The sequence below is a fragment of the Streptomyces sp. NPDC025833 genome (assembly GCF_055558055.1).
In genome coordinates this window covers 36412-59918 of record NZ_JBVHNF010000020.1, presented here as the reverse complement: position 1 = coordinate 59918, position 23507 = coordinate 36412, and the positions used below count along the sequence as shown (strand labels likewise).

Sequence of the window (23507 nt, the reverse complement as noted above, 5' to 3'; positions counted from 1 at the left end):
AGGGCCGCGCATCCGCTTGGCAGAACCTCGGCCCGGCGGCGATAGTCGGCCGGTGACCCTCGCCACCGGCCGCCCGGCCCGCCCCCGCAGACCCGCCTGGGCGGGACGCAACTACGCCCTGCTCACCACCGCCGCCGTCGCGACCGGCCTCGGCGCGAGCGGCTCGCTGATCGCCGCCGCGTTCGCCGTGCTGGAGGCGGGCGGCGACAGCGGCGACGTGGGACTGGTGGCCGCCTCCCGCACCCTGCCGCTGGTGGTGTTCCTGCTCATCGGCGGCGCGGTCGCGGACCGGCTGCCCCGGCACCGGGTGATGGTCGCCGCCAACATCCTCAACTTCCTCTCCCAGGGCGCCTTCGCCGTGCTCGTGCTGACCGGCGAACCCCGGCTGTGGGAGATGATGCTGCTCACCGCGCTCGGCGGCACCGGGCAGGCGTTCTTCGGCCCGGCCGCCGAGGGGATGCTGCTGTCCTCGGTCGAGGGCGAGCAGGCGGGCCGGGCGTTCGCCGTCTTCCGCATGGCCACCCAGGGCGCGGCCCTCCTCGGCGCGGCGCTCGGCGGCGCCCTGGTCTCCGTCGTCGGCCCCGGCTGGGTGCTGGCCCTCGACGCGGCGGCCTTCGCCCTGGCCGCGGTGCTGCGTTCCTTCCTCGACGTCGGCCACATCCCGCCGCGCGCACCGGGCGGGAGCCTGCTGGCCGATCTGCGCGACGGCTGGCGGGAGTTCACCGGCCGGCCCTGGCTGTGGGGCATCGTCGTGCAGTTCTCGATCGCCAACGCGGTGGTCGGCGCGGCCGACGCGGTCTACGGCCCGCTCGTCGCCCGGGACAGCCTGGGCGGCGCGGGCCCCTGGGGGCTGGCGCTGGCCGCGTTCGGCGCGGGTACGGTGGCCGGCGCCCTGCTGATGACCCGCTGGAAGCCGCGCCGCCTGCTGTTCGCCGGCACACTGTGCGTCTTCCCGCTGGCCCTGCCCTCCGCCGCGCTGGCCGTGCCGGTCCCGCCGGGCGTGCTGTACGCGGTGATGTTCACCGCGGGGGCGACGGTGGAGGTGTTCGGCGTTTCCTGGATGACGGCGCTGCACCAGGAGATACCGGAGGACAAGCTCTCCCGGGTCTCCGCCTACGACTGGTTCGGCTCGGTCGCCTTCATGCCGCTCGCCGCCGCCCTGGCCGGTCCGGCCGAGACCGCCTTCGGCCGGGCGGCCGCCCTGTGGGGCTGCGCCGCCCTGGTGGTCCTGGTCACCGCCCTGGTGCTGCTGGTGCCGGACGTGCGCCGGCTGACTCGGCGCACGCACCGGGTCGCGGGCGCCCCGCCCGCCTCAGCCGATGCCGAAAGCCCCGTCGGGGGGCTCGGGTGACGGCACGGCCTCGCCGTCCCCGACCGGCCGCGCCGGCCCGGTGAACCGCCGTACCGCCGTGCCGTGTTCGACGCGGGCCGGGAAGGCGTCCGCCGCGGTGCGCCGGGCCAGCGCGGCGATGTCCAGGGGCCGGTGCGAGGCGACGGCCACCGCGTTGCCGAACCGCCGCCCGCGCAGCACCGCGGGTTCGGCGATCAGGGCCACCTCCTCGAACACCGCGGCGAGCGTGGCGAGCTGGGACCGCAGGAAGCCGAACGGCGCCGCGTCGGCGAGGTTGGCCAGATAGATCCCGCCCGGCCGCAGCACCCGCTCGGCCGTGCGGACGTAGGAGAGCGTGGTGAGGTGGGCGGGCACCCGGGACCCGCCGAACACGTCGGCGACCAGGACGTCGGCGAGGTCGTCGGGTGCGGCCTCCAGCCAGGCCCGGGCGTCGGCCGCGTGCAGCGTGACGCCCGAGTCCGCGGGCAGCGGCAGGTGCTCGGCGACCAGCTCCAGCAGGCCCCGGTCCGCTTCCACGACGTCCTGCCGGGAGCCGGGGCGGGTGGCGGCCACGTACCGGGGCAGTGTCAGCGCGCCCCCGCCGAGGTGCACCACGTCCAGCGGCCGCCCGGCCCCGGCCGCGGTGTCCAGCGCGTGTCCGAGCCGCCGCGCGTACTCGAACTCCAGGTGGGCGGGCTCGTCCAGGTCCACGTACGACTGCGGCGCCCCGTCGACGGTGAGCAGCCAGGCGCGCTCACGGTCGACGTCGGGCATCAGCTTGGCGGTGCCGTGGTCGACGGTCCTGGTCACGGGTATGGCTTCGGTCACCGGTCCATTGTCGCCGCGGCGGGCGGGCGGACGCGCACGCCGGCCGGGGTCTATTCCACGGCGAGCACGGTCCCGGCCCCGACGGTCCTGCCGTCCTCCCGGACGGCGAACCCGAGCCCCGGCTCCAGGGGGACCGGCCGGCCCAGCTCGACGGTCAGCTCCACCGTCTCGCCGGGCCGGGCGACGGCCGCCGCGCCGAGGTCGACGTCCCCCGCGACGTCGGCGGTGCGGAGGTGGAACCGCGGCCGGCACCCCGGGCCGAGCGGTGCCGTACGCCCCACTCCGCACCCCGGCAGCACGTGTACCCGGGCCGAGAAGCGCCGGGCGGGCAGCACACTGTCCGGCGCCGCGACGACGTGGCCGCGCCGTACGGCGTCCCGCGCCACCCCGCGCAGCAGCAGCGCCACGCTGTCCCCGGCCCGCGCCTCGGCCACCGGCCTGCCGAACGTCTCCAGCCCGGTGACCACGGTCCGGACGTCCGTGCCCGGCACCGCGACCCGGTCCCCGACGCGCAGGGTCCCCCGCTCGACGACGCCCGTGACGGCCGCGCCCCGGCCGTCGGGGAGGAGCACGCCCCCGACGGGCAGCAGGAACGGCGCGTCCGGACGGCGTTCCGGTACCGGCACGTAGGTGTCCACCGCGTCGAGCAGCGCCTCGACGGACGCCGTCCAGCGCGGGTCGCCGTGCAGGGCCCGCAGCCCGGAGACACGGACGACCGGGACGGCGTCCCCCGGGTAGCCGTGGGCCGTGAGCAGGTCCCGGACCTCCCGCTCGACCAGGCCGGCCGGCTCGTCGTCCCCGGCGTCGGCCTTGTTCAGCGCGACGACGATGTGGTCGACGCCCACCTGCCGGGCGAGCAGCACGTGTTCGGCGGTCTGCGGCATGACCCCGTCGAGCGCGGAGACGACGAGGATCGCCCCGTCGAGCTGCGCGGCGCCGGTGATCATGTCCGTGACGTGGTCGGGGCGGCCCGGCAGGTCGACGTGGGCGTAGTGCCGGGTGTCGGTCTCGTACTCGACGTGCGCGATGCCGGCGGCGGTGCCGCGGGCGGCCTCGTAGGGGTCCCGGTCGATCCGGCCGATCCGGCTGGATGGAGCGGACGTGCCGGTGCCGCGTGCGGCGAGGAGCTTGGTGACGGCGGCGGTCAGGGTGGTCTTGCCGTGGTCGGCGTGACCGATGGTGCCGATGTTGAGGTGCGGCTTGGTCTGTACGTCAGCGGTTTCGGCCATGGTCGTGTCTCGGAGCCCTTCCGGTCGTACGGGAACGCGGGACCCCGGGGAACGGGCCGGCCCTCCCCCAGGGGTCCGCCGGACGATCCGGGCGTACCGGAACATGCCGTCCATCATCGCGGACGGTTCGTCCGGAGTCGAACTGTTTTCGCCGGAGCGGGCGTTCAGGCGCCGCCGCCGGGCGGGGCCGTGCGCGGCGCCCGTGCCGCACCTGTGACGGTCACGACACGATCCATACGGCGATCACACACATGTGTCGGTTACTGTCGCGGGATGCTCGATGCCAACCGCTCTGGCACCGCCACGGCCGTTCCCCCGGCCGCCGCCACGGAGCTTCCCGTCCCCTTGCCGGACCTGCGTGCGGGGGTCGCCGCCCGCTGCACGCGCGTGCTGTTCTCCCCGTACACCAGACTGTCGCTGCTGCTCGCGCTGCTCGCGGCGGCCGGCGTGGGCGTGCTGCTGTTCGAGCCGCAGCGGCTGCTGACGCACGGCTGGCCGCCGCAGCTCGGCGGGGCCGCGGCGGCGCTGGTGTTCGCGGTGGCGTACGGGCTGTGCACGGTGGCGTTCGTCCCCCGGCCGCTGCTGAACCTGGCCGCGGGGGCGCTGTTCGGCGCACAGCTCGGTCTGGCGACGGCGCTCGCGGGCACGGTGCTCGGCGCCGGGGTGGCGTTCGGTCTCGGCCGGGTGCTCGGGCAGGAGGCGTTGCGTCCACTGCTGCGGGGCCGCTGGCTGAAGGCGGTGGACGGGCAGCTCAGCCGGCACGGGTTCCGGTCGATGCTGGCGGTCCGGCTCTTCCCCGGGGTGCCGTTCTGCGCGGCGAACTACTGCGCCGCCGTCTCGCGCATGGGCTGGCTGCCCTTCCTGCTGGCCACGGCGCTCGGCTCGATCCCGAACACGGCCGCCTACGCGGTCGCCGGCGCCCGCGCCTCGACGCCGACCTCCCCCGCCTTCCTGATCGCGATGGCCTGCATCGCCGTACCGGCCCTGGCGGGCACGGTGGTGGCCTGGCGCAAGCGGCACCGGCTGCGCGTGCGCTGACCCCCGCCCCGCGGCCGCTCGCGGCGGCGGGGCGGGGGCCGCACGGTCCCTGGGCGGGGCCCGCGAGTCAGACCCCTTCGAGGATCATCGCGTTGGCGAGGCCGCCCGCCTCGCACATCGCCTGCAGGGCCCAGCGGGCGCCGCGCTCGCGCATCGCGTGCACCAGGGTCGTGGTGAGCCGGGTGCCGCTCGCGCCGAGCGGGTGGCCGAGGGCGATGGCGCCCCCGTGCACGTTGACCCTGGCGAGGTCGGCGCCGGTCTCCTGCTGCCAGGCGAGGACCACGCTGGCGAAGGCCTCGTTGACCTCGAACAGGTCGATGTCGGCGAGGTCCAGCCCTGCCCGGCGCAGCACCTTCTCGGTGGCCGGGACGACACCGGTGAGCATCAGCAGCGGGTCGGAGCCGGTCACGGCGAAGCTGTGCAGCCGGGCCAGCGGGCGCAGGCCGAGCCGGGCGGCCGTCTCGCCGGAGGTGATCAGGACGGCGGAGGCGCCGTCGTTGATCGGGCTGGCGTTGCCCGCGGTGACGTTCCACTCGATCTGCGGGAAGCGCTCGGCGAAGGCCGGGTCGTAGTAGGCGGGCTGGAGCCCCGCGAGGATCTCCGGGGTGCTGCCGGGCCGCACGCACTCGTCGCGGGCGACGCCGTCCAGCGGCGCGACCTCGGCGTCGAAGAGGCCCGCCTGCCACGCCGCGGCCGCCTTGCGGTGGGAGGAGACCGCGAACTCGTCCATCCGCGCGCGCGTGAGGGACCACTTCGCGGCGATGAGTTCGGCGCTGATGCCCTGCGGCACCAGTCCCTCGGGGTAGCGCTCGGCGACGCCCGGCCCGAACGGGTCCTTCCCCGCGGGCACGTTGGACCACATCGGCACACGGCTCATCGACTCCACACCGCAGGCGACGACGAGGTCGTACGCGCCCGACAGCACGCCCTGCGCGGCGAAGTGCACGGCCTGCTGGGAGGAACCGCACTGGCGGTCCACGGTGGTCGCCGGGACGGACTCGGGGAGGCCGGCGGCGAGGACGGCGTACCGGGTGGTGTTCATGGCCTGCTCGCCGACCTGGTCGACGGTGCCGCCGATCACGTCGTCGATCAGCGCGGGGTCGACGCCGGAGCGCTCGACCAGGGTGCGCAGCGTGTGCGCGAGGAGTTGCACGGGGTGGACGTGGGCGAGGGAGCCGTTCGGCTTCCCCTTGCCGATCGGGGTGCGTACGGCTTCGACGATGACTGCGTCTCGCATGGTGCGGGCCTCCTTGGCCGCCCTGGCTGCGCCTGGGGTACCGGTGAGTAGGAAATCCGGACTCACCATAGTCCCTATGGTTTGAAAATCAAACCCTCATTTAGACTGAGGCGCATGGCCGCCACGAAGGACCCGCGTCCCTGTTCGATCGCCGACGCCCTCGCGCTGGTCGGCGAGAAGTACTCCCTGCTCGTCCTGCGGGAGGTGTGCCTCGGCAACGGCCGCTTCGAGCAGCTCGTGCGCAACATCGGCGCCCCGCGCGACATCCTGGCCACCCGGCTGCGCCGGCTCGTGGAGGCCGGCATCCTCACCAAGCGCATGTACAGCGAGCGTCCCCAGCGGTTCGAGTACCGGCCCACGCAGGCGGGGCTGGAGCTGGAACCGGTCCTGATCACCCTCAAGGAGTGGGGCGACCGGCACCTGCGCAAGGGTGTCGACCTGCCGATGACCGTCGAGCACTCGTGCGGCGGCGAACTGGTGCCCGTGGTCACCTGCCGGGCCTGCGGCGAGGCCGTGCGCCACGAGGACCTGACGGCCCGCCCCCAGGCCCCGGGCTGGACGGTCGCCGGGCCGACGACCGCCTGACCGGACTGCCCCGCCCCTGTTTCCCGGCTGTCACCCGGGCCCGCTACGCTGCCCTCGTCACATGATCACCCTTTCTCTCCGGCACTTGGACGTCATACCTTCATGTCTTGGTTCGAATCCCTCGTCCTCGGACTCGTCCAGGGGCTGACCGAGTTCCTGCCCGTCTCCTCCAGCGCGCATCTGCGGCTGACCGCGGCGTTCTCGGGCTGGGAGGACCCCGGGGCCGCCTTCACGGCGATCACACAGATCGGCACGGAGGCCGCCGTCCTCATCTACTTCCGCAAGGACATCGGCCGGATCATCTCGTCCTGGTTCCGGTCGCTGTTCGACAAGTCGATGCGGAGCAACCACGACGCGCAGATGGGCTGGCTGGTGATCGTCGGCTCGATCCCGATCGGCCTGCTGGGCGTGACGCTGAAGGACCAGATCGAGGGGCCGTTCCGCGACCTGCGGATCACCGCCACCATGCTCGTCGTCGTCGGCGTGGTCATCGGCATCGCCGACCGGCTGGCGGCCCGCGACGAGAACGGCGGCCGGCACCGGGCGCCCAAGCAGCGCAAGACGCTGGAGAACCTCGGCATCAGGGACGGCCTGATCTTCGGCCTGTGCCAGGCCTGCGCGCTCATCCCGGGCGTCTCGCGCTCCGGCGCGACCATCAGCGGCGGCCTGTTCATGGGGTACAGGCGCGAGGCCGCCGCCCGCTACTCCTTCCTGCTCGCCATCCCGGCCGTCCTCGCCTCCGGCGCCTTCGAGGTGAAGGACTCGGTGGGCGCGGGCCATGTGGCGTGGGGACCCACCCTGTTCGCCACGGTGATCGCGTTCGTCTCCGGGTACGCGGTGATCGCGTGGTTCATGAAGTGGATCTCCAACAAGAGCTTTATGCCGTTCGTCTGGTACCGCGTCGTCCTCGGCATCGTCATCATCGTCCTGGTCACCGCGGGCGTACTCAGCCCGCACGCGGCGGAGTCGGCGGGCTGAGCGAAGGGGTGGCGCGGTTTCCCGCCACCGGGCCGTCGGCGCGATCTCCCAGAGAGTCCGATGCTTCGGCCTGCGCCGATGTCGCCAGCACGGCCTGGCCGAAGCCCGACGGCTGTCCCTGCCGAAGACAATCCGGTCGCCTGGCAAAACCGTGTCGAGTGTCGGCCAAGGAGGACCCTCTCGCAGCAAGCGCAGGAACTCCTCCCCGAAGCGCCTCCCGTTCGGGAACTGGTCGCCGAGCTCCCAACGCCACGCGGCGACCATCGCGATGACGAGCTGCCGGCACTCGTCCAGCAGCCCTTGGTCAACGCTCGGGTAGTGCTCGCAGACCGCCTCGGGAACATGGGCGAGATCGAACTCGACGGGTCCACGGCAGCACGTCTCGAGGTCGACGAACAACGGGCCGCTCTCCGTGCTGAGCACATTGCCCGGGTGCGGCTCGCCGTGGAGGAGCTGCTCCACGGCGCCGCGCTCCTCGATCGCCCGTCGCAGACTTGCCAGCCTGCCGCTGAGGAACACGCGGTCCACGTCGGCGAGCTCGGGCGAGCGATCCGGGTCGGCGACGACTTCTTCCGCCTCCGTGATCCGGTCCGTGAACCTCGGGCTCGGCACGTCGACCTCGCGCATGCCGGCGTGCAGCCGCTCCAGCGCCCCGGCGTAGTCGACTGGTGCGGTGTGAGGTGCCACGGGCTCGTAATAGGTCCACAGCGTCACCGCGAAGCCATCGCGCGTGTACACCCGCCGGTCCGCCCTGGGCTCCAGGGGGCACACCGGGCATCCGACCTCGGCGAGCCGCTGGGCCAGCTCGACTTCGAACTGTGCAACCTCTTGTCCCACCGGGGCGACCCGGGCGAAGACGTCGCACGGCGTCAGCCGCAGGGCCAGCTTGTTCGAGTTGTGGAGAACGATTGCATCGTCGGCCGGCAGGCCGAGCGACGCGGCGACCGAACTCGCAGCCGCGATCGCACGCGTGACGTCGGTCGTCTCTACCCTCGAATCCTGCCACGGATGACGTGACAGCCACCGCGCCTCGGCGCGGCGGACCGGATTCGCCCACAGCCCGCCAGTCGCCACGGGAGAAGACTTCCCGCGGAGATCGACCAAGTGTCGGCAAGTGCACACCCCCCTGCCCGACCAGGTGCCGGACGGATGCAGCCAAGCCGGGTCCCATATCCACGACACCCGCCGCACCGCCGGTCTTCCCCAGTCACGACTCGGCAACCGCATCAACCGCGCCGGCTATACGGGTGGTCGACTACGGTCAGCGCTCTTGCCCGTTGAAATTCTCGATCAGCGGCGACAGTTCGAGGAGGCTCCCCACCCGGAAGGTGGGGAGCCTTCTCGCTTCCTCGGTCTCCCACTGGATCGTGGCCCACGGCCCGCGGTGCACGAGCGCCGTGTGCATCCCGGCCGCCGCCGCGGGCCGGATGTCATTGTCGACCCGGTCGCCGACGTACAGCATCTCGCCCAGCTCGACCGGGACGACTTCCACGACGCGGTCAAAGAAGGCCCGGTCCGGCTTGCTCGCCCCCCAGTCGTCCGAGGTACCGATCAGGTCGACGTCCGGGGTGAACAACTTGCGCAGGATCTTCCCGGCACGAACCGTCTGGTTCCCGGCGATGCCGAGCCACAGCCCGTCAGCACGGAGCGCGGCAAGCGCATCGCCACATCCGGGTAGAGATCCCCCTCGTCGAAAGTCTCCGACTGCCCAGCCTCCGCGCGACGCTCACGCTCGGCGTACAGATCGAAGCCGGGGCGGAACTCGGCGAAGGTCTCGCGGTAGTCGCGGCCTTGGGCGATGACGGCACCGAACATCGCGGCGAGGTGTGCCGGGGCACGCCCAGCCAGTCGGCCCAGGCGCCGTACTCCCGGGTCTCGTCGACGAGGCACTCGCCCACGTCGAAGATCACAGCGCGAATCATGGGGGCAGAGTACCGGCGCCGGCCCGCGCGACTTCGGCGTGTGTGCGAGCGGGACCCGGCCGACAAGTTGAGATCAGCCGCCTCCGTCTCGCACGACTCTCCCCGTTGATCTGGCGGAGTGGACGAGGTCGCAGATCAAGGTCGCTCGGGCAAAGTCGTCATGGGTTTGTCGTTGAAGTGGATCTCCAACAAGAGCTTCATGCCGTTCGTCCGGTGCCGCGTCGTCCTCGGCATCGCCATCGGCGCCCTGGTCACCGCGGGCGTACTCAACCCGCACGCGGCGGAGTCGGCGGGCTGACGCACCACCGCACGGCATTGTTTCGGACATCTTCCGCCCTGGCGGGCACCCGCCCGCGACCTGCGCAACACCCCGCGACCACCGATCGATTCGCAGGTACGAACGTTTCGGCACGCGGCCCTGGTGACCAACGCCCTACCTTCTGCGTAGCCGCACGGTAGCGCACCGTCAGCCTCAGCCCCTAGGCTGTGCCGCATGTCCCCCGATTCCCCACCCCCTGGTTCCGCGCGGTCTGCCACCGAGGTGAACGAGCAGATCCGGGCGCTGTGGCTGCGTGCGGGCGGCACCCTGTCAGCCCAGGAACGCGCGGAGTACGAGCGGTTGGTGATCGAGTGGGCCGCGGCGGCCCGCGACCGGGTCACCGAGGCCGCCTGAGCACGCGGCCGTCGCCCCACGGCCGCCGCCAGGCAGTTACGCCCGCGTGGACGCGCCGGGCCGGACGCCGAATCCCGCCGACGTCGGCCTGAGTTGCAGCGACCACGGCGCGAGGGGAGGATTGATTCCGGCCCGTTGCGCATATCGTGCTCATTTCGAAGGCTCAACCGGATGGGTTGCGACGAGCCCCATCCCTTTCCCTGGCCTTGGATCACCGTCCACTGCACGGGGTGACCTTTCGAAACTCTCCGAGAGATGACCGGAGAGTCGGCAGCACCCGGCGGAGCCTCGGAAATCTGGATGGCCACGCGATGAACGGCCTGCGGTTCGGGCCCATGGAATCGCCGGGAAGCCAGTCCGGATTTCCGCCGCGTCGAATCAATGAGAGCGGAATCGAAACGCATCGTGCGGAAAAGGATCGCGCGTGCGGGAGGAAGGGGCAAACTCGTGCGGAATCGCCAGAAGCAGCAGATAGCGACAGCGATAGCGGCGGCGGCCATGGTGGGTGGAGCCATCACCCTCGGGAGTCCAGCCTCCGCGGCACCTGCACCGAGCGACATGGTGTCCATCGCCCAGGTGCGCACCGGCACCGGCACGGCGCAGAACCAGCTCCCGGACAAGTCGTGCAACAACAACTGCAAGTCCAACAACAACAAGAAGTCGAACAGCAACAAGAAGTCCAACAGCCGGAAGTTCGGCAACACCCAGGGCGGCACGCAGGGCGGCGGCAGCGGCAACACCCAGGGCGGCACCCAGGGCGGCGGCTCCGGCAACACCCAAGGTGGCACGCAGGGTGGCGGTCGCGGCAACACCCAGGGCGGCACCCAGGGCGGCGGCAACGGCAACACCCAAGGTGGCACGCAGGGTGGCGGTCGCGGCAACACCCAGGGCGGCACGCAGGGTGGCGGCAGCGGCAACACCCAGGGCGGCACCCAGGGCGGCGGCAACGGCAACACCCAAGGTGGCACGCAGGGCGGCGGCTCCGGCAACACCCAGGGCGGCACCCAGGGCGGCGGCAACGGCAACACCCAAGGTGGCACGCAGGGCGGCGGCTCCGGCAACACCCAGGGCGGCACGCAGGGCGGCGGCTCCGGCAACACCCAGGGCGGCACGCAGGGCGGCGGCTCCGGCAACACCCAGGGCGGCACCCAGGGTGGCGGCAGCGGCAACACCCAAGGTGGCACCCAGGGCGGCGGCTCCGGCAACACCCAAGGCGGCACCCAGGGCTGACCGTTGAGGCAGTTCAAGGAATACGGCACCTCGCGGAGTTCTCCTCCGCGGGGTGCCTGTCGCTCGTCACTCCGGGAAGTGAGGAAAGTGGCCAAGGCAATTCTGCGAAGTCTTCTCCCCGCGGCCACCGCCACCGCCTGCCTCGTGGCCGGCGCGGGGGCGGCGTCGGCGCACGCGTGGACCTCCCCGCCCCGCACGACATCCGCGCCCCGCACGACATTCACGCCCCGCACGGCATCCGAGCTGCGCTGCTATGCGACGGCGAAAGACCCAGGAACGCCCGTCTGCTATCGCGTCTCGGCGAAAACCGAGTTCCGGCACGGGCAGCTCGTCTACGTCCCGATCCTCATTCAGGTGCCGGTACCCTCGCATCCGCCGTCCGTGACCGTCGTCGGCAGTCTGGACGACATCCACCCGGACACGATGACGTCCGCCGGGTGACAAGCGGCCGTAGGGCGAACATTCACCCCGCGCGCCTCTTGGCTCCGCGTCCGCCGTGCCCAACACTGACCCGATGACGCAGCGCGCGGAATTCGCGACCGTGAGAGACCGGCTTGCCGTCGACGACCTGGTCACCGCGTACGCGGTGGCGGTGGACGACGGCGACTGGGCGGCGTACCGGAAGCTCTTCACGCCGGACGGACGAGCCGACTACCGCTCGGCGGGCGGTATCGAGGGCGACGCCGAACGGATCGCCGGCTGGCTCGCCGGGAGCCTGTCGCCGTTCGCCATGCGCCAGCACCTGATCGTCAACCGGCAGGTGCGGTTCGCGACCCTGGAGCACGACACCGGGGACACCGCCCGGGTGCGGGCCGACTACCTCAACCCGATGCGGCTCGCCGGGCCCGACGGCACCGCCGCACCGGACCTGGTCTGCGGCGGCCGCTACGACTTCGGACTGCTGCGCACCACCGACGGGTGGCGGCTGTGCGAGGTCGTCGTGCACGAGAAGTGGCGCCGCCCGCCCGGCACCCCCGGCGCCCCCGGCACCCCGTAGGACCGGCCGGCCGGCGCCCGGCGGGACCGCGCGGCACGGACCCCGCCCGCGGCCTGTCGAAGATCGGCCCCCAGCGCGCACACTGTGACTGTCGCTGGGTAGGGAGGGTCCCCATGAGGACGATCGACCGCTGGCTGACCTCCCCTTGGCGCCGCTCGGGCGCCGCCGCCCTCACGGGCGCCCTGCCCGTGCTCGCGTTCCCCTCCCCCGCGCTGTGGTGGTTCGCGTACGTCGCCCTGGTGCCCTGGATCCTGCTGACCCGCTCGGCACCGACCGGGCGGCGGGCCGCGTACGACGGCTGGTGCGGCGGCTTCGGCTTCCTGGTGGCCGTCCACCACTGGCTGCTGCCGAGCCTGCATGTGTTCATCTTCCTGATAGCCGCGCTGCTCGGCCTGCTCTGGGCGCCCTGGGGGGTGCTGGTACGGCGCTTCCTGGGCGGAACGCCGTCACGGGGCGGGGCCGCCGCCGCACTGCTGGTGCTGCCCTCGGCCTGGCTGGCGGTGGAACTCGTCCGGTCCTGGCAGGGTCTCGGCGGACCGTGGGGCATGCTGGGCGCCAGCCAGTGGCAGGTGGCGCCGGCGCTGCGGCTGGCCTCGGTCGGCGGTGTGTGGCTGCTCAGCCTCCTGGTGGTCGCCGTCAACGTGGCGGTGGCCCTGCTGGCGTCGGTGCGCGCGGCACGGGTGCCCGCCCTGGCCGCGCTGGTCGCCACGGCCGCCGCGACGTCGGCCGCGTGGGTGTGGGCGCCGCGCCCCGACGTCGACGGCCGGGTGCGGGTCGCCGTCGTGCAGCCGGGCATCGTGGCCGGCGAGGACAGCGGCGACCGGCGCTTCGACGAGGGGGAGCGGCTGACCCGGCGGCTCGCGGGGCGGAACGTCGACCTGGTGGTGTGGGGCGAGTCCAGCGTCGGCTTCGACCTGCACGACCGCCCCGACCTGGCCCGGCGGCTGGCCGCGCTGTCCCGGTCGACCGGCGCCGACGTGCTGGTGAACGTGGACGCCCGCCGCTCCGGCCGGCCGGGCATCTACAAGAGTTCCGTCCTGGTCGGTCCGAACGGCCCGACCGGCGACCGGTACGACAAGATGCGGCTGGTCCCGTTCGGCGAGTACATACCGGCCCGTTCCCTGCTCGGCTGGGCCACCTCGGTCGGCCGGGCCGCGGGCGAGGACCGGCGGCGCGGCACCGGACAGACGGTGATGGACGTCGGGCGCGGACTCCGCGTCGGCCCGCTGATCTGCTTCGAGACCGCGTTCCCCGACATGAGCCGGCACCTCGCCGGGGACGGCGCGGACCTCCTCGTCGGCCAGTCCTCCACCGCGTCCTTCCAGCGCAGCTGGGCGCCGGAGCAGCACGCCTCGCTCGCCGCGCTGCGCGCCGCGGAGACCGGCCGGCCCGTGGTGCACGCCACGCTCACCGGCGTGTCGGCGGTGTACGGCCCGGCGGGGCAGCGCCTCGGCCCGTGGCTCGGCACCGGCGCGAGCACCGCGCGCGTCTACGAGGTGCCGCTCGCGCACGGCGTCACGCCGTACGTCCGCCACGGGGACTGGCCGGTGCCCGGCGCGCTGCTGGTGCTGGCCGCGCTCGGCGTCACCGAGGGGGTGCGGGCGCTCAGGCCGCGCCGGAGCGGTCGTGCACCGCTCGTACCACCCGCTCGCACAGTTCATGGGTCGCCAGCGCGTCCCTCGCGCTGAGCACCTTCCCGGCCCGCACGGCGTCGAGGAAGGCGAGCGCCGCCTGTTCGATGCCGCGCTGGCGGGCCACCGGCACCCAGTCGCCGCGCCGGCGCAGGGTCGGCTGGCCCTTGTGGTCGATCACGTCGGCGAGGTTGGCCACCTGGCGCTTGCTGTCCTGACCGGACACCTCCAGGATCTCCTCGTTGGAGCCGCTGAGCCGGTTCATCACGCCGAGCGCGGTGAAGCCGTCCCCGGCGAGCTGGAGCACCACGTGGTGGAGCAGCCCGTCCTCGACGCGGGCGCGGACGGTGACGTCGTCGACCGGTCCCGGCACCAGGAAGCGCAGGGTGTCGACGACGTGGATGAAGTCGTCCAGGATCATCGAACGCGGTTCCTCGGGCAGCCCGACCCGGTTCTTCTGGAGCAGGATCAGCTCGCGCGGGTGGTCCAGGCACTGCGCGTACCCGGGCGCGTACCGGCGGTTGAAGCCGACGGACAGCGTGACGCCGCGCCGTTCGGCGAGGGCGACCAGCCGCTCGGAGTCGGCGAGTTCGTAGGCGAGCGGCTTGTCCACGTACGTCGGGACGCCGGCGTCGAGGAGCCGGGTGACGATCTCGGGGTGGACCGCGGTGGGGGCGTGCACGAAGGCCGCGTCCAGGCCGGCGCCGAGCAGCGAGTCCAGGGTGGTGTGCCGCTGCTCCGGGGGCACGCGCAGACCGTCCCCGACCCGGTCCAGGGTGGCGGGCGTGCGGGTCTGCAGATGGAGCTCCAGCCCCGGCTGCGTTCCCAGCACCGGCAGGTACGCCTTCTGCGCGATGTCGCCGAGTCCGATGCAGCCGACCTTCACGTGCTCTCCTCCACCACTGGCCCGCGTGTTCCCTGCCGGAAGCATACGGGGACCGCGGATCGGCGGTGCCGCGCGGGACGGGCCCCGGGGCGGGCCGCCGCCAGGGACGCTCCGCCGGTGCCCGGAGCGCCGTTTCGTCGCACCGGTCCGGGAAAACCGCTGGCCGTCGGGGGTGTCCGCAGTTGATGATGCGAGCATGACGATCAAGCGGGAAGAGCCGCCCACGCATGCCGACGAACGCACCATGCTGGAGGGCTGGCTCGACTACCACCGCCAGACCCTCGTCCAGAAGTGCACGGGGCTGACCGACGCCCAGTTGCGGACCCCGTCCGTGCCGCCCTCGGATCTGACCCTGCTGGGGCTGGCCCGGCACCTGGCGGAGGTGGAGCGGTTCTGGTTCCACGAGGTGCTGCTGGGCGAGGACCCGGGTGTCCTCTACTGCACCGAGGAGGACCCGGACGGCGACTTCCACCTCACGGACGCGGACACCTGGGAGGAGACGTCCGCAGCCCTCAGCGCCCAGATCGACACGTCCCGCCGCAACACCTCCGGGCTCGCGCTCGACGACTTCTCCCGGGGCAGGAGCCGGTCCTCCGAGGAGCCGTTCAACCTCCGCTGGATCTACACGCACATGATCGAGGAGTACGCCCGGCACAACGGGCACGCCGACCTGCTCCGGGAGCGGATCGACGGCGCCACCGGCGACTGAACGTCAGCTCCGGCGCGCCGGAGTCCCCCGCACGGGGCACGCGATCACCCGAACGGTGCCCCACGTTCGGCTATCCGGCGTCGAGCCGGGTACCGACCGAGCAGAGTGGCGCGGGTGCATCGAACGACGACCACCGCAGCGCTCCTGCTCACCGTGACCGTCTCGGCCCTCTCCGGTTGCGTGACGGTGCGGCAACCAGGGCCCCCGGCCACCGCCCCGTCGAGGCCGGCGGCGGCCCGGCCGGACGGCGACGCACGGCTCAGGGTGGTGCAGGCGCCGGTGGCCGAGGCACTGGAGATGGCGGGGGCGTCCCGGCGTCCGGAGCCCCCCGGGCCGCCCGTCCGGCCCCGGCCGGCCGCCTCCCCCGCGGTCACGCACCGTCCGCCCGCCCCGCCCGGGCCCCCGCGCACGAACCCGTACCCGGGCGCTCCCCGCCGGCCCACCGCCGGTGTGCGGGCCCCGGCCCCGGTGGCCTCCGCGCTCCCGGACCTGTGCGCCCTCGGCACGCTGTACGGGGGCCGGCGCCTACCCGGCCCCGCGAGCGGCCTCTGCGATCAGGAGCGCGGGCACTGATCCACGTCGGGGGCGCGGCCACGCGGCGACTCCGCCCCGGTCGACGGCGCGCGCCGGGCGCTACCACCGGCGCGGCAGCCGGCCGTCGCCGCCCCCGGTGTCCTCCTCGCCCAGCCGCAGCGCCAGGCGGCCGATCGCGGACCTGACCCCCGCGCCGTAACCGTCGTCGCCCAGGGCGCCCGCGGTGCTGCGGGCGCGGCGCAGGTGGCTGCGGGCCGCCTCGGCGCGGCCGAGCTTGGCGTAGTCGGCGGCCAGGTTGAGGTGGAGGGACGGGAAGAAGCCCCGGACGCCGGCCGGGTCACCGCCCGCGCGGCCGCCGGCCAGTTCCTCGGCCGCCGACAACGCCCGCAGGTCCCAAGCCAGTTCGTCCGCCGGGTCGTCCTGCGTGTCGGCCAGGTAGTGGGCCAGGGTGCAGCGGTGCAGCGGGTCGCCGTCCTCGCCGAGCTCCGCCCACAGGTCCAGGAGACGGCTGCGGGCCTCCTCGCGGTCGCCGGCGTGGTGCAGCATCACGACCTGTCCGATCCGCGTCAGCAAGGCGTCCGGCGCCGCCTGCTCCTGTCGCTCCGCCACGGTGTGCCTCCGGCCCGTCGGCAATGGTCCGGTCCCGACGCTAACCGGCGCCGCCGGGATTCCCGGTCAGGCGGCGCCGGTACACCGGGGCCGTCAGCCCAGGTTCGGGATGCGCCAGTCGACCGGCTCGTGGCCCTGGCGGGCGATCGCCTCGTTGATCTGCGTGAACGGGCGGGAGCCGAAGAACTTCTTCGCGGACAGCGGGGAGGGGTGCGCGCCCTTGACCACCGCGTGCCGGGTCTCGTCGATCAGCGGGAGCTTCTTCTGGGCGTAGTTGCCCCACAGGACGAAGACCGCCGGGTCGGGGCGGGAGACGACGGCGCGGATCACGGCGTCGGTGAACTTCTCCCAGCCCTTGCCCTTGTGCGAGTTGGCCTCGCCGGCCCGGACGGTGAGGACCGCGTTCAGCAGCAGCACGCCCTGCCGGGCCCACGGCATCAGGTAGCCGTTGTCCGGGACGGGCAGGCCCAGCTCCTCCTGCATCTCCTTGTAGATGTTCCGCAGCGAGGGCGGGGTCTTCACGCCGGGACGGACCGAGAAGCACAGGCCGTGGCCCTGGCCCTCGCCGTGGTACGGGTCCTGGCCCAGGACGAGGACCTTCACCCGCTCGTACGGCGTGGCGTCGAGCGCCGCGAAGACCTCCTCGCGCGGCGGGTAGACGGGGCCCTTCGCCCGCTCCTCCTCGACGAACTCGGTCAGCTCCTTGAAGTAGGGCTGCTGCAGTTCGTCGCCCAGAACCCCGCGCCAGGACTCGGGCAGCATGGCGATGTCGGTCACGTCAACGTCCTCACGATGTCGATCGACTACACGGCGTGCGGTCACTTCCAGGCTTCAGAACCTACAACCGACCGCTGACAACCGGTGTCCCGCAGGGGGTTCACCAGCTGGTCTTGCGGTGCAGCGCCCACATCGTCATGATCGTCGACGGGTCCAGGGCCTGCTCGCCGCCGGCGATGTCGACGCTGGCCGCCACGAACTGCCGCCCCTGCCAGAGCGGGATCAGCCGGGCGTCGTCCACCATAATCTGCTGCGCCGCCTCCACGTCCTCGACGGTCTGCGCGCGGTCGCTCTCGGCGCGCGCGTGCGGCAGCAGTCTGCCGGTGATCTCCTTGGCCGGGTAAGGCGTGCCGAGGGCGTTGTGCTCGCCGACGAACGGGGCGATGAAGTTGTCCGCGTCGGGGAAGTCCGGGGACCAGCCGCGCCCGAACACCGGGTACTCGCCCTTCTGGTAGCCGACCACGTAGGTCTTCCAGGGGCTGCTCTTCAGGGTGATGGTGAACAGTCCGGAGCCCTCAAGCTGCCGCTTGAGCTCCCGGAACATCTCGGCCGTCTCGGAGCCGTAGCGGTCGGTGGTGTACCAGAAGGTGAGCGGGACGCGCTGGGTGATGCCGGCGTCGGAGAGGATCTTGCGGGCCTTGTCGACGCTCGGGTCGCCGTAGTCGTCGAAGAAGCCGGTGGCGTGTCCGGTCAGCCCCTTGGGGACCATCGAGTACAGCGGGTCGACCGTGTCCTTGTACACCTTGTGCGCGATCGCGCCCCGGTCCACGAGCTGGGCGACGGCCTTGCGGACGGCGGGCTGCTTGGCCCAGGTGTCCTCGGGGTTGAACACCAGGTAGCTGATGTCGGTGCCGGCGCCGTCGACCAGTTGCAGGTTCTTGTCGCGGTGCTCCTGGAGGGCGAGGATGTCGTCGGCGGCGAGACCGCGGTAGGTGACGTCGATCCGCTTGTCGCGCAGCGCCTTGACCATGCTCGCGGAGTCCTTGAAGTAGCGGATGGTCACCGCGTCGTTCTGGCGCTTGGCGAACCCCTCGTAGTTGGCGTTGCGGACCAGGACGGCCGTGTCGCCCTCCGCGTAGGACCGCAGTTCGTACGGCCCCGAGCCGTACACGTCGGTGTCCTTGCGCAGGGAGTCGGCGGGGTAGTCGTCCGGGTCGACGATCGACATGGCGGGGGTGGCCAGCACGAACGGGAAGGTGGCGTCGGGCTGGTTGAGGTGGAAGACGACCTCGCGGTCGCCGGACGCCTCCACCTTGTCCAGGCTGCCGAGCAGCCCGGCGGGGCCGCCGGGGGCGTCGATGGTGCGGATGCGTGCGATCGAGTACCGCACGGCCTCGGCGGTCAGCGGGTCGCCGTCGGCGAACTTCAGGCCGGCGCGCAGCTTGCAGCGGTAGGTGCGGCTCCTGGAGTCGGTGAAGGCGCAGCTCTCGGCGGCGTCGGGCTGGGGGGTGGTGGCCCCGTTCGGGTAGGCGAGGAGCGTCTGGAAGATGTTCCGGTAGAGCTCCCAGGAGCCGTCCCACGCGGCAGCCGGGTCCAGCGTGCTGGGGACGCTGGTGGTGCCCACGACGATCGGACCCTGGTCGTCGGGGTCGCCGTCGGAGAGCAGACTGCACCCGGCGACCAGCGATATGGACGCGATCGCCGCGACTTTCCGCAGGAATCGGTTCCGGTTGAACACGCGCACGCTCCTCGATCTGCCATACCAAGGGTCGGCAGACCATACCGCAGCGTCCGGGCCCCCGAACCACGCCTGGAACAGGGCTTCTTGTTCACTTCGACGATGACGACGTTGTCAGTTCGCTGGGCGGTGTCGCGGGGGTGTTCCGGGCGCCGATCCGTCCGAAAATCGGCGCCCGGAAGGTGCTCAGACGCCCGCGTTGAGGAAGAGGCCGCCGTCCACGACGAGGGTCTGACCGGTGATCCAGTCGGACTGCGCGGAGGTGAGGAAGGCGGCGGCCCCGCCGATGTCGGAGGGCACCCCGAGCCGGCCGAGCGGGTAGGCCGCCGCGGCCTCCTCCTCGCGGCCCTCGTAGAGCGCCTGCGCGAACTTGGTCTTGACGACGGCCGGGGCGATGGCGTTGACCCGCACCCCGGGCGCGAACTCGTGCGCCAGCTGCTGGGTCAGGTTGATCATCGCGGCCTTGCTCACGCCGTACGCGCCGATGAAGGGCGAGGGCGCGAGGCCGGCGATCGAGGCGATGTTGACGATCGCGCCGCCGTTGTCCTTCTGCCAGGCGTGCCAGGTCTTCTGCGCGAGGCCGAGGGCGGAGATCACGTTGGTCTCGAAGACCTTGCGGGCGACGCCGAGGTCGAGGTCGGCGATCGGGCCGAACACGGGGTTGGTGCCCGCGTTGTTGACCAGGAAGTCGACCCGGCCGAAGGCGTCCATGGTCCGCCCGACGATCTCGCCCTGGTGGTCCAGGTCGTGGGCCTTGCCGGCCACGCCGATGACGCGCTCGGCACCGAGCCGCTCGACGGCCTCCTTCAGGGCGTCCTCGTTGCGGCCGGTGATGCACACGCGGTCGCCGCGGGCGACCAGCGCCTCGGCGACGCCGTAGCCGATGCCGCGGCTCGCGCCGGTGACGATCGCGGCCCTGCCGGAGGGCTCGGGGAGTTCAGTCATGTCCGTGCTACCTCGGAATCCCTAGTCGAGCGGTCCGCCGGCGACGTACAGCACCTGGCCGGAGACGAAGCCGGCGGCCTCGCCGGTGAAGAAGGCGATGGCGTTGGCGATGTCCTCCGGCTCGCCGACGCGCTGCACCGGGATCTGGGTGGCGGCGGCCGCCTTGAAGTCGTCGAAGCCCATGCCCACGCGGTCGGCGGTGGCCTTGGTCATCTCGGTGGCGATGAAGCCGGGGGCGACGGCGTTGGCCGTGACGCCGAACTTGCCCAGCTCGATGGCGAGGGTCTTGGTGAAGCCCTGGAGACCGGCCTTGGCCGCCGAGTAGTTGGCCTGGCCGCGGTTGCCGAGCGCCGAGGAGGAGGAGAGGTTGACGACCCGGCCCCAGCCCGCGTCCACCATGTGCTTCTGGACGGCCTTGGTCATCAGGAACGAGCCGCGCAGGTGCACGTTGAGGACCGTGTCCCAGTCGGACGCGCTCATCTTGAACAGCAGGTTGTCGCGCAGCACGCCGGCGTTGTTGACGAGGATCGTCGGGGCGCCCAGCTCCTCGACGACCCGGGTGACGGCGGCCTCGACCTGCGCCTCGTCGGAGACGTCCGCGCCGACCGCGATCGCCTTGCCACCGGCGGCGGTGATCTTCTCGACCGTGTCCTTGCAGGCGGCCTCGTCCAGGTCGATCACGGCGACCGCGCGGCCCTCGGCGGCCAGCCGTACGGCCGTCGCTGCGCCGATGCCGCGCGCCGCGCCGGTGACTACCGCGACCCGCTGTTCAGTGGTGGACATGCTGTGTCTCCTCGCCCTTGAGAGAACCTGTCGGACCCTCGGAGAGAGTCCCTCATGCGGTGAGCGACCGCTTAGTACCTTCAGTACCCAGGACGCTAGAAGCCCTGGCACCCGGTGTCAACGGCACATCGGGCCGGTGTGATCCATTACCTCACCAGGAGGTCCAGCAACCGCTCCGTCTCAGCGGCCGGGTCGGCGGTCAGGCCGGTGTGCACGGGTCCGGGCTGGACCACCGTGGACCGGGGCGCGATCAGCCAGCGGTAACGGCGCCCGGCGTCGTCACCGGCCGCCTGCCCGGCCTCCTCGCCGCCCGCGCAGTGGCGTTCGACGGCGCTGAGCGCGGCGCGCACCCCGGTGACGTCGGCGGCCGGGTCCAGGGCGAGCAGCCGGGCCTCGTCCAGGTGGGTGCGGGCGCCGACGTAGCCCCGGGCCCGGCAGTACACGACCACGCCCGCGTTGATGCACTCCCCCCGCTCCACGCGGGGCACGACGCGCAGCAGCGCGTACTCGAACACGTCCCGGTCGCCGCCCTGGCCCGCCCGGGTGATGTGCCGTTCGGTCACATGGCCGGCCATGTGGATGTGGCGCTCGCTCACTTGTCCTCCTCGGTCGCGGAGCCGAGGCCGGTGATCCGCTCGGCGATGACGGCCGCCCGCGCGAGCAGGGGCCGTGCGTAGGCCCGGCGCAGCTCGTCCGGGGTGTCGAAGCCCGGCTCGTCGGCGAGCCAGGCGTCCGGGACCTCTGCGGTGACCTCGGCGAGCAGGTCCTCGGTGACCCGGGACGCCAGTTCGGCCGCCGCGGCCGCGACGTCGGGCGCGAACCGGGCGAGGGCGTGGTCCGAGGCGTCATAGGGGCGGGCCGCCGAGGTCTCGGCGGAGGGCCAGTTGTGGTGCCAGATCATCGTGGCGCCGTGGTCGATGAGCCACAGCCCTTCCCGGTGCACCAGGAGGTTGGGGTTGCGCCAGGAGCGGTCGACGTTGTTGATCAGCGCGTCGAACCAGACGATCCGGCCGGCCTCCTCGGGGTCCACCGGGAACGCGAGCGGGTCGTAGCCGAGGGCGCCGGACAGGAAGTCCATGCCGAGGTTGGTGCCGCCGCTGGTCCGCAGCAGGTCCTGCACCTGCTGCTCGGGCTCGCCGAGTCCGAGGACCGGGTCCAGCAGGACGGTGACCAGCCGGGGCATCCGGAATCCGAGGCGCCGGGCGAGTTCGCCGCACACCACCTCGGCGACCAGGGTCTTGCGGCCCTGTCCGGCGCCGGTGAACTTCATGACGTAGGTCCCGAAGTCGTCGGCCTCGACGAGCCCCGGCAGCGAGCCGCCCTCTCGCAGGGGCGTGATGTAACGGGTCGCGGTGACTTCCTTGAGCATCGCCCCAGGTTACTGGGGGCCCACGGGCGGCCCGGAGTCCGGCGTGCGGCCACCGGCCACGACGTCCCGGCCGCGCGCACGGCGGTGGTCCCGGCGCGGGTCTGAACGGTGGCCGCCCCGGGGCCGTACCCCCTGGCGGACGACGAGGAACTCCGTGGAAGGGAAGCCCACATGACCAACGCAACACCCCGCCCCGCGGCGGGACCCGGCCGCCGTGGCGTCGTGGCGGCCGCCGCGGCGGCGGGACTCACCGCCGCGCTGACCGCCTGCGGCACGGACGACGGCACGTCCGGCACCGCCGGCCCCGGGTCGGCGGCCTCGGGTCCGGGCGGTTCAGCCGGTTCAGCCGGTTCGATCGGTTCGGACGGTTCCGCCGGTTCGGACAGTTCGGCCGGTTCCGGGCACGGGCAGGAGGGCGGCGGCACCCCGCTCGCCAGGACGGCGGACATTCCCGAGGGCGGCGGCAAGGTGTTCGAGGGCCGGGGCGTCGTGGTCACCCAGCCGACGGCGGGGACCTACCAGGCGTTCTCGTCCCGGTGCACCCACCAGGGGTGCGCGGTGGGCGGGGTGGTGGACGGCGAGATCGTCTGCCCGTGCCACGGCAGCCGGTTCTCGGCACGGGACGGGAGCGTGCGGAAGGGGCCCGCGACCCGGCCGCTGCCCCCGGCCCCGATCACCGTCTCCGGCGACCGGATCGAGCTGGCCTGACCGCACTCCTCTTCCCCGAGGCCCGGGCGGTGAGGGCAGCCGGACCGGACCGCGGACGGAAGCCGGCCGGTTCCCTTCGCTGACGTCGTGTCAGAGCATGGAGGAGCAGCGGAGTCCATGGGAGACGACGTCGGAGAAGAGGAGGCCGCATGAGCACCACGGGGCAGCGCCGGGGCCGGAGGATCATGATGACGCCCGGCGAGCTGGACGAGTTCCTCGCCACCCGGCGCACCTGCCGGGTGGCGACCGTCTCGGCCGACGGCACACCGCATGTGAGCGCCCTGTGGTTCGCCTGGGACGGCACCTCGCTGTGGCTGTACTCGGTGGTGCGCAGCCGGCGCTGGGCGCAGTGGCGCCGCGATCCGCGGGTGGCCGTCGTGGTCGATTCCGGCGAGGAGTACGACCAGTTGCGCGGGGCCGAGCTGTCCGGCCGGGTGGAGTTCGTGGGCGAGGTGCCCCGTACGGGCGGGCTGTGCGCGGAACTCGACACGGCCGAGACGCTGTTCGCCCGCAAGAACTTCGGCCTGGACGAGATGCCGCACGACGGCCGCCACGCGTGGGCCCGGCTGACCCCACAGAAGATCGTCTCCTGGGACTTCCGGAAGCTGGGCGGGGTGCGGGGACGCCCCTGCCCGGGCGGCGGCACCGGCGCGGGACCGCGCGGGAGGTCGACCGGGCCTTGAGCCCCAGGTACGGCGCCCACCCCACCCTGGCTCCGCCGTGGCACCTCCGGCGTCCGGGGCACGTGCGTGTGCGCGGCCGGGACCGAACACCGCCGGGAGCCCCGTCACCGCTCCTCGACACGGACCCGGCCCCCTTGAGTCCCCGGGC

Annotated in this window: 23 protein-coding genes and 3 pseudogenes; 13 read left to right on the top strand and 13 right to left on the bottom strand. The window is 72.9% G+C overall.

From position 1 onward, the window contains the following. Positions 1 to 52 precede the first annotated feature (52 nt). The gene (locus tag ACZ4K2_RS30745) at positions 53 to 1351 is read left to right on the top strand and encodes an MFS transporter (RefSeq protein WP_467478737.1); all 1299 of its coding nucleotides are present in this window, start codon (positions 53 to 55) and stop codon (positions 1349 to 1351) included. Here ACZ4K2_RS30745 and ACZ4K2_RS30740 read toward each other — a convergent pair. Further along, the gene (locus ACZ4K2_RS30740; RefSeq protein ID WP_467478740.1) at positions 1313 to 2158 is read right to left on the bottom strand and encodes a spermidine synthase; all 846 of its coding nucleotides are present in this window, start codon (positions 2156 to 2158) and stop codon (positions 1313 to 1315) included. The two genes, ACZ4K2_RS30745 and ACZ4K2_RS30740, sit on opposite strands and share 39 nt — an antisense overlap. A gap of 50 nt (positions 2159 to 2208) precedes the next feature. After that, the gene (locus tag ACZ4K2_RS30735; protein ID WP_467478741.1) at positions 2209 to 3387 is read right to left on the bottom strand and encodes an elongation factor Tu; all 1179 of its coding nucleotides are present in this window, start codon (positions 3385 to 3387) and stop codon (positions 2209 to 2211) included. Between the two features lie 273 nt (positions 3388 to 3660). Between ACZ4K2_RS30735 and ACZ4K2_RS30730 the strand changes: the two genes are divergently transcribed. Then, positions 3661 to 4425: a TVP38/TMEM64 family protein gene (locus ACZ4K2_RS30730; protein ID WP_467478742.1), complete on the top strand. Its 765-nt coding sequence runs from the start codon at positions 3661 to 3663 to the stop codon at positions 4423 to 4425. Between the two features lie 67 nt (positions 4426 to 4492). Here ACZ4K2_RS30730 and ACZ4K2_RS30725 read toward each other — a convergent pair whose 3' ends face one another. After that, positions 4493 to 5662: a thiolase family protein gene (locus tag ACZ4K2_RS30725; protein WP_467478743.1), complete on the bottom strand. Its 1170-nt coding sequence runs from the start codon at positions 5660 to 5662 to the stop codon at positions 4493 to 4495. 114 nt (positions 5663 to 5776) lie between these two features. On the opposite strand from ACZ4K2_RS30725, the gene ACZ4K2_RS30720 reads away from it, so the two are divergent. Both ACZ4K2_RS30720 and ACZ4K2_RS30715 read left to right on the top strand, forming a co-directional pair. Further along, a complete protein-coding gene (locus ACZ4K2_RS30720) occupies positions 5777 to 6247 on the top strand; it encodes a winged helix-turn-helix transcriptional regulator (RefSeq protein ID WP_467478744.1) in 471 nt (156 codons plus the stop codon). A 102-nt stretch (positions 6248 to 6349) separates the two neighbouring features. After that, positions 6350 to 7225, top strand: coding sequence for an undecaprenyl-diphosphate phosphatase (locus tag ACZ4K2_RS30715; protein ID WP_467478745.1), 876 nt, complete (start codon positions 6350 to 6352; stop codon positions 7223 to 7225). A 147-nt stretch (positions 7226 to 7372) separates the two neighbouring features. Here ACZ4K2_RS30715 and ACZ4K2_RS30710 read toward each other — a convergent pair. Together ACZ4K2_RS30710 and ACZ4K2_RS30705 are read right to left on the bottom strand one after the other, a co-directional pair. Further along, positions 7373 to 8245: pseudogene (locus ACZ4K2_RS30710) on the bottom strand (phosphotransferase); the annotation flags it as partial. Positions 8246 to 8486: 241 nt separating this feature from the next. Next, positions 8487 to 9147, bottom strand: a pseudogene (locus ACZ4K2_RS30705) (HAD family hydrolase). 175 nt (positions 9148 to 9322) lie between these two features. On the opposite strand from ACZ4K2_RS30705, the pseudogene ACZ4K2_RS30700 reads away from it, so the two are divergent. From ACZ4K2_RS30700 to lnt, 6 genes and pseudogenes are all read left to right on the top strand, one after another. Continuing rightward, positions 9323 to 9445, top strand: a pseudogene (locus ACZ4K2_RS30700) (undecaprenyl-diphosphatase); the annotation flags it as partial. A gap of 195 nt (positions 9446 to 9640) precedes the next feature. After that, positions 9641 to 9820: a hypothetical protein gene (locus ACZ4K2_RS30695; RefSeq protein WP_467478746.1), complete on the top strand. Its 180-nt coding sequence runs from the start codon at positions 9641 to 9643 to the stop codon at positions 9818 to 9820. A gap of 447 nt (positions 9821 to 10267) precedes the next feature. Beyond that, positions 10268 to 11050: a hypothetical protein gene (locus tag ACZ4K2_RS30690; protein WP_467478748.1), complete on the top strand. Its 783-nt coding sequence runs from the start codon at positions 10268 to 10270 to the stop codon at positions 11048 to 11050. A 78-nt stretch (positions 11051 to 11128) separates the two neighbouring features. Beyond that, entirely contained in the window at positions 11129 to 11491 is a 363-nt protein-coding gene (locus ACZ4K2_RS30685) for a hypothetical protein (RefSeq protein ID WP_467769985.1), read from the top strand. Positions 11492 to 11564: 73 nt separating this feature from the next. Continuing rightward, entirely contained in the window at positions 11565 to 12047 is a 483-nt protein-coding gene (locus ACZ4K2_RS30680; protein WP_467478751.1) for a nuclear transport factor 2 family protein, read from the top strand. A 113-nt stretch (positions 12048 to 12160) separates the two neighbouring features. Next, positions 12161 to 13735, top strand: coding sequence for an apolipoprotein N-acyltransferase (lnt, locus tag ACZ4K2_RS30675; protein ID WP_467478752.1), 1575 nt, complete (start codon positions 12161 to 12163; stop codon positions 13733 to 13735). On the opposite strand, the gene ACZ4K2_RS30670 is transcribed toward lnt, so the two are convergent. Further along, the gene (locus ACZ4K2_RS30670) at positions 13653 to 14564 is read right to left on the bottom strand and encodes a Gfo/Idh/MocA family protein (protein ID WP_467478754.1); all 912 of its coding nucleotides are present in this window, start codon (positions 14562 to 14564) and stop codon (positions 13653 to 13655) included. The genes lnt and ACZ4K2_RS30670 overlap by 83 nt on opposite strands. A gap of 196 nt (positions 14565 to 14760) precedes the next feature. Between ACZ4K2_RS30670 and ACZ4K2_RS30665 the strand changes: the two genes are divergently transcribed. Further along, entirely contained in the window at positions 14761 to 15273 is a 513-nt protein-coding gene (locus tag ACZ4K2_RS30665) for a DinB family protein (protein WP_467478756.1), read from the top strand. A gap of 633 nt (positions 15274 to 15906) precedes the next feature. Here the strand turns inward: ACZ4K2_RS30665 and ACZ4K2_RS30660 are convergent. The 7 genes from ACZ4K2_RS30660 to ACZ4K2_RS30630 all read right to left on the bottom strand — a co-directional run bounded on the left by ACZ4K2_RS30660 (position 15907) and on the right by ACZ4K2_RS30630 (position 21968). Continuing rightward, positions 15907 to 16416: a hypothetical protein gene (locus ACZ4K2_RS30660; protein WP_467478757.1), complete on the bottom strand. Its 510-nt coding sequence runs from the start codon at positions 16414 to 16416 to the stop codon at positions 15907 to 15909. 93 nt (positions 16417 to 16509) lie between these two features. Next, positions 16510 to 17193 carry a uracil-DNA glycosylase gene (gene ung / locus ACZ4K2_RS30655; protein WP_467478758.1) on the bottom strand — a complete coding sequence of 228 codons (684 nt, stop codon included), beginning with the start codon at positions 17191 to 17193 and terminating at the stop codon, positions 16510 to 16512. A gap of 100 nt (positions 17194 to 17293) precedes the next feature. Beyond that, positions 17294 to 18871 carry an ABC transporter substrate-binding protein gene (locus ACZ4K2_RS30650; RefSeq protein ID WP_467478760.1) on the bottom strand — a complete coding sequence of 526 codons (1578 nt, stop codon included), beginning with the start codon at positions 18869 to 18871 and terminating at the stop codon, positions 17294 to 17296. A 186-nt stretch (positions 18872 to 19057) separates the two neighbouring features. After that, positions 19058 to 19816, bottom strand: coding sequence for an SDR family oxidoreductase (locus ACZ4K2_RS30645; RefSeq protein ID WP_467478761.1), 759 nt, complete (start codon positions 19814 to 19816; stop codon positions 19058 to 19060). A 21-nt stretch (positions 19817 to 19837) separates the two neighbouring features. Next, complete coding sequence (fabG, locus tag ACZ4K2_RS30640) at positions 19838 to 20599, bottom strand: 3-oxoacyl-ACP reductase FabG (RefSeq protein ID WP_467478763.1); 762 nt, start codon at positions 20597 to 20599, stop codon at positions 19838 to 19840. A 146-nt stretch (positions 20600 to 20745) separates the two neighbouring features. Then, positions 20746 to 21195 (bottom strand): DUF3037 domain-containing protein, encoded by a 450-nt coding sequence (locus ACZ4K2_RS30635; protein ID WP_467478765.1) that lies wholly within the window; start codon positions 21193 to 21195, stop codon positions 20746 to 20748. Further along, positions 21192 to 21968: a HipA family kinase gene (locus ACZ4K2_RS30630; RefSeq protein WP_467478766.1), complete on the bottom strand. Its 777-nt coding sequence runs from the start codon at positions 21966 to 21968 to the stop codon at positions 21192 to 21194. The genes ACZ4K2_RS30635 and ACZ4K2_RS30630 overlap by 4 nt, the downstream gene beginning before the upstream one ends. 171 nt (positions 21969 to 22139) lie before the next feature. On the opposite strand from ACZ4K2_RS30630, the gene ACZ4K2_RS30625 reads away from it, so the two are divergent. Together ACZ4K2_RS30625 and ACZ4K2_RS30620 are read left to right on the top strand one after the other, a co-directional pair. Next, positions 22140 to 22676, top strand: coding sequence for a Rieske (2Fe-2S) protein (locus ACZ4K2_RS30625; RefSeq protein WP_467478768.1), 537 nt, complete (start codon positions 22140 to 22142; stop codon positions 22674 to 22676). A gap of 149 nt (positions 22677 to 22825) precedes the next feature. Next, a complete protein-coding gene (locus ACZ4K2_RS30620; RefSeq protein WP_467478770.1) occupies positions 22826 to 23359 on the top strand; it encodes a pyridoxamine 5'-phosphate oxidase family protein in 534 nt (177 codons plus the stop codon). Positions 23360 to 23507 lie beyond the last annotated feature (148 nt).